This window comes from Micromonospora hortensis, assembly GCF_022230935.1.
GTDB classification, from domain to species: Bacteria; Actinomycetota; Actinomycetes; order Mycobacteriales; family Micromonosporaceae; genus Micromonospora; species Micromonospora hortensis.
In genome coordinates this window covers 113,106-122,395 of record NZ_JAKKFE010000040.1, presented here as the reverse complement: position 1 = coordinate 122,395, position 9,290 = coordinate 113,106, and the positions used below count along the sequence as shown (strand labels likewise).

The 9,290-nt window shown below is 69.1% G+C and carries 6 protein-coding genes; all 6 read left to right on the top strand.

All coding sequences use genetic code 11. The annotated features are described in order from the left end of the window. Positions 1-3,905, top strand: a 3,905-nt coding sequence (locus NIE111_RS25530) for a CARDB domain-containing protein (RefSeq protein WP_238686863.1), incomplete at its 5' end; no start/stop codon positions are given. A gap of 358 nt (positions 3,906-4,263) precedes the next feature. Beyond that, on the top strand, positions 4,264-4,716 hold the full coding sequence (locus NIE111_RS25525; protein ID WP_238686862.1) for a hypothetical protein: 453 nt from the start codon (positions 4,264-4,266) through the stop codon (positions 4,714-4,716). A gap of 128 nt (positions 4,717-4,844) precedes the next feature. Beyond that, positions 4,845-5,492, top strand: a complete 648-nt coding sequence (locus NIE111_RS25520) for a Uma2 family endonuclease (protein ID WP_238686861.1) — start codon at positions 4,845-4,847, stop codon at positions 5,490-5,492. Between the two features lie 43 nt (positions 5,493-5,535). Next, positions 5,536-6,747, top strand: coding sequence for a 1-deoxy-D-xylulose-5-phosphate reductoisomerase (gene dxr / locus NIE111_RS25515; protein ID WP_238686860.1), 1,212 nt, complete (start codon positions 5,536-5,538; stop codon positions 6,745-6,747). Next, on the top strand, positions 6,747-7,997 hold the full coding sequence (locus NIE111_RS25510; RefSeq protein ID WP_238686859.1) for a M50 family metallopeptidase: 1,251 nt from the start codon (positions 6,747-6,749) through the stop codon (positions 7,995-7,997). Before dxr ends, NIE111_RS25510 begins: the two co-directional genes overlap by 1 nt. A gap of 9 nt (positions 7,998-8,006) precedes the next feature. Continuing rightward, positions 8,007-9,179, top strand: coding sequence for a flavodoxin-dependent (E)-4-hydroxy-3-methylbut-2-enyl-diphosphate synthase (gene ispG / locus NIE111_RS25505; protein WP_210787026.1), 1,173 nt, complete (start codon positions 8,007-8,009; stop codon positions 9,177-9,179). Positions 9,180-9,290 lie beyond the last annotated feature (111 nt).

Sequence of the window (9,290 nt, the reverse complement as noted above, 5' to 3'; positions counted from 1 at the left end):
CCGCCCGCCCGGCCGGCCCGGCGGCCGCGCCGAGCACCGGCTTCGCCCCGGCGGCCGCGCCGAGCACCGGCTTCGCCCCGGCGGCCACCAACCTCGCCCAGGGCCGTCCCACCCAGGAGAGCGGCCACGCCGACGTCTACGACTCGTCGAAGGTCGTCGACGGCAACGTGGGCAGCTACTGGGAGAGCGTCAACAACGCGTTCCCGCAGTGGGTGCAGGTCGATCTCGGCTCATCACAGAGCGTCAACCAGGTAGTGCTGAAGCTGCCGACCTCTGGTTGGGGCACCCGGACGCAGGCGCTGAGCGTGCGGGGCAGCACCAACGGTTCGTCCTTCACCGACCTGGTCGGGTCGCAGACGTACACCTTCAACCCGGCGAGCGGCAGCACTGCCACCATCAACTTCAGCTCGACCTCCACCCGCTACGTCCGGATCACCATCACCGCCAACAGCGGCTGGCCGGCCGGGCAGCTCTCCGAGCTGGAGGTGTACGGCAGCGGCGGCACCACCCCCGACACCACACCGCCGAGCGTGCCGAGCAACCTCTCGTACACCCAGTCGGGCACCACCATCAGCCTCAACTGGGTCGCGTCGACAGACAACGCGGGCGGCAGCGGCATCGCCGGCTACGACGTCTACCGCAACGGCGCGTTCCTCCAGTCCGTCGGCACCGTGACCACCTTCAACGACACCCAGCCGGCCACGGCGACCGTGTCGTACCACGTCCGGGCCCGCGACGCCGCCGGCAACCTCTCCGGCAACAGCAACACCGTCACCCGAACCGGCAGCGGTGACACCACAGCGCCGAGCGTCCCGGGGACGCTGTCGCACAGCACGTCGGGCAGCACGATCACGCTCAACTGGGGGGCCTCCACCGACTCCGGTGGCAGCGGGCTCGCCGGCTACAACGTCTACCGGGGCGGCAGTCTGATCGCGACGCTGGGCACCGTCCTCACCTACCAGGACACCCAACCGGCGACGGCCACCGTGTCGTACCACGTCCGGGCCCGCGACGGCGCCGGCAACCTCTCCGGCAACAGCAACACCGTCACCCGCACCGGCAGCAACCCGCCCGCCTGCACCAACGTGGCGCAGGGCAAGAGCATGACGGCGAGCGGCTCCACCTTCAGCTTCACCCCCGACAAGGCGAACGATGGGCAGCTCACCACCTACTGGGAGGGCGCGGCGTCCTACCCGCAGAACCTGACAGTGGCGCTGGGCGCGAACCACTCCATCTCCCGTGTCACGGTGAAGCTCAACCCGGACCCGGCCTGGGGCACCCGCACCCAGACCATCCAGGTCCTCGGCCGCGACCAGGGGTCGTCCGCGTACACCAGTCTGGTGTCGGCGGCGGCCTACCAGTTCGCCCAGGGCACCAACCTGGTGACCATCCCGGTCAGCGCGACCACAGCGGACGTGCAGTTGCGGTTCACCGGCAACACCGGTGCCCCGTCCGGCCAGGTGGCCGAGCTTGAGGTCTGCGGCACCCCGGCACCCAACCCGGATCTGGTCGTCAGCTCGGTGACCTGGTCGCCCACGTCGCCCAGCGAGGTCTCCCCGGTCACCCTCTCGGCAGTGGTGCAGAACATCGGATCGGCCAGCGCCGGTGCGACCACTGTGAACTTCAGCCTGGCCGGCGCTGTCGCCGGCAGCGCCTCGGTGGGCGCGCTCGCCGCGGGCGCCTCGACCACCGTGTCGTTCAACGCCGGTACGCGGCCGATGGGCAGTTACGCCGTCTCGGCGGTGGTCGACCCGGCGAACACGATCGTCGAGCAGAACAACGGGAACAACAGCTTCACCGCCGCGTCACCGCTGGTGGTGGCGCAGGCCCCCGGCCCCGACCTCCAGGTGCTCAGCATCGCCTCGAACCCGCCGAACCCGGCCGTCGGGGCGTCCGTCACCTTCACCGTGGCTGTTCGCAACCGGGGCACCTCAGCGACCGGCGCGACCACAGTCACCCGGCTGGTGGCGGGCAGCACCACGCTCAACACCAACACCGCCTCGATCGCCGCCGGCGCGACGGTCACCGTGGCCGTCAGCGGTAGCTGGACCGCCACCAGCGGCGGCGCCACCATCACCGCCACCGCCGACGCCACGAACGTGGTCGCCGAGACCAACGAGACGAACAACGCGTTCAGCCAGTCGATAGTGGTTGGTCGTGGGGCTGCCGTCCCGTACGTCTCCTACGAGGCGGAGGCCGGCCGTTACCAGGGCACGCTGCTGGAGGCCGACCCGCTACGGACCTTCGGGCACACCAACTTCGCCAGCGAGTCCTCGGGTCGCAAGTCGGTACGACTCACCGGCACCGGCCAGTTCGTCGAGTTCACCTCGGCGAACCAGGCCAACTCCATAGTGGTGCGTAACTCCATCCCCGACGCGGCCGGTGGCGGCGGCATCGAGGCGACCATCAGCCTCTACGTCAACGACGTCTTCTCCCGGAAGTTGACCCTGTCGTCGAAGCACAGCTGGCTCTACGGCAACACCGACGGGCCGGAGGCGCTGACCAACACCCCGCAGGCCGACGCCCGGCGGCTCTTCGACGAGTCGAACGCGCTGTTGGCGCAGTCGTACCCGGCCGGCACCCGGTTCAAGTTGCAGCGCGACTCGGGTGACACCGCCTCCTTCTACGTCATCGACATGATCGATCTGGAGCAGGTGGCGCCGGCGGCGAGCCAGCCGGCCGGTTGCACCTCGATCACCTCGTACGGTGCCGTCGCGAACGACGGGATCGACGACACCGCCGCCATCCAGCGTGCGGTGACCGACGACCAGAACGGTGTCATCAGCTGCGTCTGGATTCCCGCCGGGCAGTGGCGGCAGGAGCAGAAGATCCTGACCGACGACCCGCTGAACCGGGGCATGCACAACCAGGTCGGCATCAGCAACGTCACGATCCGGGGCGCCGGCATGTGGCACTCGCAGCTCTACACGCTGACCGAGCCGCAGAACGTGGTGGGCGGCATCAACCACCCGCACGAGGGCAACTTCGGCTTCGACATCGACAAGAACACCCAGATCTCCGACATCGCCATCTTCGGCTCGGGTCGGATCCGCGGCGGTGACGGCAACGCCGAGGGCGGAGTCGGTCTGAACGGTCGCTTCGGCGCCGGCACGAAGATCAGCAACGTCTGGATCGAGCACGCCAACGTGGGCGCCTGGGTGGGCCGCGACTACGACAACATCCCCGACCTGTGGGGGCCGGCCGACGGGCTGGAGTTCACCGGGATGCGGATCCGCAACACGTACGCCGACGGCATCAACTTCAGCAACGGCACGCGTAACTCGCGGGTGTTCAACTCGTCCTTCCGCACCACCGGTGACGACGCGCTCGCCGTCTGGGCCAACCCGTACGTCAAGGACCGCAACGTCGACATCGCGCACGACAACCACTTCGTCAACAACACCATCCAGCTTCCCTGGCGGGCCAACGGCATCGCCATCTACGGCGGCTACGACAACTCGATCGAGAACAACCTGATCTACGACACCGCCAACTACCCGGGCATCATGCTGGCGACCGACCACGACCCGCTGCCGTTCTCCGGCACGACGCTGATCGCCAACAACGGGCTCTACCGCACCGGCGGCGCCTTCTGGAACGAGGACCAGGAGTTCGGTGCCATCACGATCTTCCCGGCCACCAGGGACATCGTCGGGGTCACGATCCGGGACACCGACATCATCGACTCCACGTACGACGGCATCCAGTTCAAGAACGGTGGCGGCAACATACCGAACCTCGCGATCACCAACGTGCGGATCGACAAGTCCGTCAACGGTGCCGGCATCCTCGCGATGAGCGGCGCGCGCGGCAACGCCAACCTGACAAACGTGACAATCACGAACTCGGCCGACGGCAACATCGTCATCCAGCCGGGCTCGCAGTTCGTCATCAACGGCGGCTGACAGTGACCGGGGGCCGCTGCGGCGGCCCCCGGTCGACAACCGCGCCTGATCACCACGATCTCGGTGACGTCGGGGTGTCCGCACGCTGCGGACACCCCGACGTCCGTGTACCCGAGTCGATCATTGCCGGGTAGTGGCGTTAGTCGGACATCCGACGCCGTCGCCGACGGGCCGAACCGGTCGTGACCGCCGAGGGTGGCCGTTGACCTGTTGCTACCGGGTGGGCAGCGGACGTCGTGCTGCCCCTTGACGATGACTTTGAGTGCGTGACGTGCCTCGCGGCGACCTGTCAATGTGGAAGGTAGATCGGCACCGCGATGCGCGGAGGGCTGCCCAGCAGCAGGGTCGGAGGCAGAGCATGGACGACGAAACCGGGTCCACCACAAGCCGGCCGCTGCGGGCCCTACTGCGCTGGTTGGGTGCCGCTGCCGCGATCGCCGGCATCGTCGGTGTGGTGTTCCAGGTGATCGAATGGGCCGGTTCCCGCGCGACGCCAGAGGTGCGGAGCAGCGCGGGAGCGAGCCCGACAGTGGCCACGCCCACCGCAAAGGCGAGCGGCGACGAGCAGTTCGTGCAGGCCGGCCAGTGTGTGCGCAACGTCGGTGGCGTGGCCACAGTGGTGTACGAGATCGCCACGTGTGGTCCCGGGACGTGGCGGGTGCTGGCTCGCGTCGAACAGGCCGTCGTCGACGAGGCGCAGGCCGACGCGGTGTGCGAGGCCCAGGCGCCCGGCTTCGCCGAATACCACTACTCGAACTGGACAAAACGCTCCGACTATCTCGACGTCGTGTTCTGCGTCGCCCCGGTCTGAACGCCGCCCGAACGCGGGGGCCAGGCCGATATCCCAATCTGTCGCACCGCGTGTGCGATGCCGTACCGGGCGGGGCGGCGCGACTAGGCTGAGCTGAGCAGGATGGTCCGCTGAGGGGGTGAGCCCGGATGACCCAGGCAGCGTTCGCGCCGGAGCCGGCGCCGCAGCACACCGAGCCGTCGTTCGACGTGCTGCGGTGGCACGACGAACCCTGGACTGCGCAGCTCGCCCTCGACCTGTTGCCGGAGACCAACGGCCCCAAGGTTGAGGTCCTGAGCGGAAGCGTGATCGTGACACCACATGCCGGGTACGACCATCAGGACGCGGAGTTGGGCCTCGCCTATCTCCTGAAGCAGGCGGCCCGTCAGGCGAAGCTGTGGCTTTATCTTGAGACGAACGTCGTCTCGGGCCAGGATCTCTTCATCCCGGACATCGTCATTCTCGATGCGCCCGGCGGCGGTCGCACGACGATGGACATCGGGCACGCCGTGCTTCTCGGGGAGATCGTCTCCCCCGGAAACCGACGCAAGGACATCATCGACCGCCCGCGTGAGTACGCCGCCGCACGCGTGCCCTTCTTCCTCCGGGTTGACCTGCGCAATCGGGTGCCGACCATCGCGTTGTACGAGCTGACCGAGGGGGAGTACCGGCCCGTGGCTGCCGCTGCGGCCGGGACGCGCTTCGTCATGCGGGAGCCGTTCGAGTTCTCCATCGATCCGGCCGACCTGCTGGGCGAGGAGGCACAGCCCGAAGCGTCGTCGGAGGGGGAGGGCTGAGGCTCCCGGCGGGCGTGCAGCGAGGGTGGGGAAGAATGGCCGGGTGACTTCCCCCCGCGACCTCGTTCTGCTCGGGTCCACCGGCTCGATCGGCACCCAGGCCATCGACATCGTCCGGCGCAACCCGGACCGGTTCCGGGTGGTCGCCGTGGGCGCTGGCGGCGGCAACGTCGAGCTGCTCGCCGCGCAGGCCCTCGAACTGGGCGTCGAGGCGGTCGGGGTGGCCAAGGCCTCCGCCGCGCAGGATCTGCAACTCGCGTTCTACGCCGAGGCGAGCCGACGCGGGTGGGCCACCGGTGACTTCAAGCTTCCCAAGATCGTGGCCGGACCGGACGCCATGACCGAGCTGGCCCAGTGGCCGTGCGACATCGTGCTCAACGGGGTGGTGGGCTCGCTGGGCCTCGCTCCTACGCTGGCCGCGCTGCGCGGTGGTCGTACTCTCGCGTTGGCCAACAAGGAGTCGCTCGTTGCCGGCGGCCCGCTGGTCAAGGCCGCTGTGGCGCGGCCGGGGCAGATCGTCCCGGTCGACTCCGAGCACTCGGCGCTGGCCCAGTGTCTGCGATCCGGTTCGCGTGGTGAGGTGCGTCGGCTGATCGTCACGGCCAGCGGGGGCCCGTTCCGGGGTCGGCGGCGCGACGAGTTGACGCAGGTCACACCCGAGCAGGCGCTCGCACACCCGACCTGGAACATGGGGCCGGTCGTCACGATCAACTCCGCCACCATGGTCAACAAGGCGCTTGAGGTGATCGAGGCGCACGAGCTGTTCGACGTGCCCTACGCCGACATCACAGTGATGGTGCACCCGCAGTCGGTGATCCACTCGATGGTCGAGTTCGTCGACGGGTCGACGATCGCCCAGGCCAGCCCACCGGACATGCGGCTGCCGATCGCGCTCGGCATCGGCTGGCCCGACCGGGTGCCCGAGGCGGCCACCGCCGTCGACTGGACGGCCGCGCACACCTGGGAGTTCGCGCCACTCGACGACGAGGCGTTCCCGGCCGTCGCCCTGGCCAAGGCCGCCGGGGAGACCGGGCGCTGCCGGCCGGCGATCTACAACGCGGCGAACGAGGAGTGCGTGGCCGCGTTCGTGGCGGGCCGGCTGCCGTTCCTCGGCATCGTCGACACCCTCGAACGCGTGTTGGAGGAGGCTCCGGACTTCGACGAACCAGGTACCGTCGAGGACGTGCTCGCGGCCGAGTCGTGGGCACGCGCGCACGCGCAGGAGATCATCGCGGGTTCGGTGGAAGGAGCTTGATGTCGTACCTGCTCGGGGTGGTCCTCTTCGCCCTGGCCATTCTCATCTCGGTGAGCCTGCACGAGGCGGGTCACCTGCTGACCGCCAAGGCGTTCGGGATGAAGGTCACGAAGTACTTCGTCGGCTTCGGCCCCACCATCTGGTCGTTCCGGCGGGGTGAGACGGAGTACGGCCTCAAGGGCATCCCCCTCGGCGGCTTCTGCAAGATCGTCGGGATGACGCCGCAGGACGACGATGTCGAGCCGGGCGACGAGTCGCGCGTGATGTGGCGCTACCCGGTCTGGAAGCGGACGATCGTGATGGCCGCCGGGTCGATCACGCACTTCGCGCTCGCCCTGGTCACCATCTGGATCCTCGCCGTCTCCGCCGGCCTGCCCAACCCCGACTTCCCGACCACCGACGCGCAGGCCCGCCAGGAGCCCGCCGTCATCCAGCTCAGCGAGTGCGTGGTTCCGGAGAACGCGGTGCGGGCGTGCACGAGCACCGACGCGGCCAGCCCGGCCGCCCAGGCGCAACTGCGCAACGGCGACCGGATCACCTCGATCAACGGCACCTCGATCAACTCTTACGGCGACCTGCTCACCGCGCTGCGCGGGCTCAAGCCGGGCGACACCGCGCAGATCGCGTACGTCCGCGACGGGCAGACGAGCACCACCAGCACGGTGCTCGCGCAGACCCAGCGTCCGCCGCTGGACAACCCGACAGGTGCCGCCGCGCCGGTGGCCGCGCTCGGCGTCGGGCTCGTCCCCAGCACCCCGACCCGCGTGACGTACGGCCCGGTCGGCGCCTTCGGCGCCACCGCCGACTTCACCGGTCAACTCGCCGTCGGCACCGCCCAGGCGCTCCAGCGCCTCCCGCAGAAGGTCCCCGCCCTGTGGACCGCCCTCACCGGCGGCGAGCGGGACGTCGACACCCCGATCAGCGTGGTCGGCGCCAGCCGACTCGGCGGGGAAGCGGTGGAGAACAACGCCTGGCTGGTCTTCTTCATGCTCTTCGTGTCGCTGAACTTCTTCATCGGCGTGTTCAACCTGCTGCCGCTTCTCCCGGTGGACGGCGGCCACATCGCCATCGCCTGGTTCGAACGGGCCCGCTCCTGGGTCTACGGGCGGATCGGCCGGGCCGACCCCGGCCGGGTGGACTACCTCAAACTGATGCCCTTCACGTACGTGGTAATCCTGATCGGTGGCGCGTTCACGCTGCTGACCATCGCCGCGGACGTCGTCAACCCCATCACGCTCTTCTCAAGGTGAGTGCCTGAAGTGACAGCTATCAGTCTCGGTATGCCCGCCGTGCCGCCCCCGCCACTCGCTCCCCGTCGGGCCAGCCGCCAGATCATGGTCGGTTCGGTTCCGGTCGGTGGTGGTGCGCCGGTGTCCGTGCAGTCGATGACCACGACCCTCACCTCCGACATCAACGCGACCCTTCAGCAGATCGCCGAGCTGACCGCGTCCGGCTGCCAGATCGTCAGGGTGGCGGTGCCGTCCCAGGACGACGTCGAGGCGCTGCCCGCGATCGCCAAGAAGTCCCAGATCCCGGTGATCGCCGACATCCACTTCCAGCCCAAGTACGTCTTCGCCGCGATCGACGCCGGCTGCGCGGCGGTCCGGGTCAACCCGGGCAACATCCGGCAGTTCGACGACAAGGTCAAGGAGATCGCCCGTGCCGCGGGGGCGGCGGGGACGCCGATCCGGATCGGCGTCAACGCCGGCTCACTGGACAAGCGCCTGCTGAGCAAGTACGGCAAGGCCACCGCCGAAGCGCTTGTCGAGTCGGCGCTGTGGGAGTGCTCGCTGTTCGAGGAGCACGGCTTCCGCGACATCAAGATCTCGGTCAAGCACAACGACCCGGTCGTGATGATCCGGGCTTACCGGCAGCTCGCCGAGCAGTGCGACTACCCGCTGCACCTCGGCGTCACCGAGGCCGGGCCGGCGTTCCAGGGCACCATCAAGTCGGCGGTCGCCTTCGGTGCGCTGCTGGCCGAGGGGATCGGCGACACGATCCGGGTGTCGCTGTCCGCCCCGCCGGTCGAGGAGATCAAGGTCGGCAACCAGATCCTGGAATCCCTCGGTCTGCGCGAGCGGGGCCTGGAGATCGTCTCGTGCCCGTCCTGCGGGCGGGCCCAGGTGGACGTCTACAAGCTCGCCGAGGAGGTCACCGCCGGCCTGGAAGGGCTGCCGGTGCCGCTGCGGGTCGCCGTCATGGGCTGCGTGGTGAACGGTCCGGGCGAGGCTCGGGAAGCCGACCTCGGCGTCGCCTCCGGCAACGGCAAGGGCCAGATCTTCGTCAAGGGGCAGGTCGTCAAGACGGTGCCCGAGGCCCAGATCGTCGAGACCCTGATCGAAGAGGCGCTGCGAATCGCCGACGAGATGGGCGCCGAGCTCCCCGAGGAGCTGCGCGGGCTGGTCACCGGCCCAACCGTCACCGTTCACTGATTCTCCATGTGGAAAAGCGGCCGTTCCCCGCACGGGGAACGGCCGCTTTTCGTTTGAGCTGATCGTGCGGTTGTGCGCTGTGGTGCTCGTAGCTGTGGTGCGGCCTGGCGG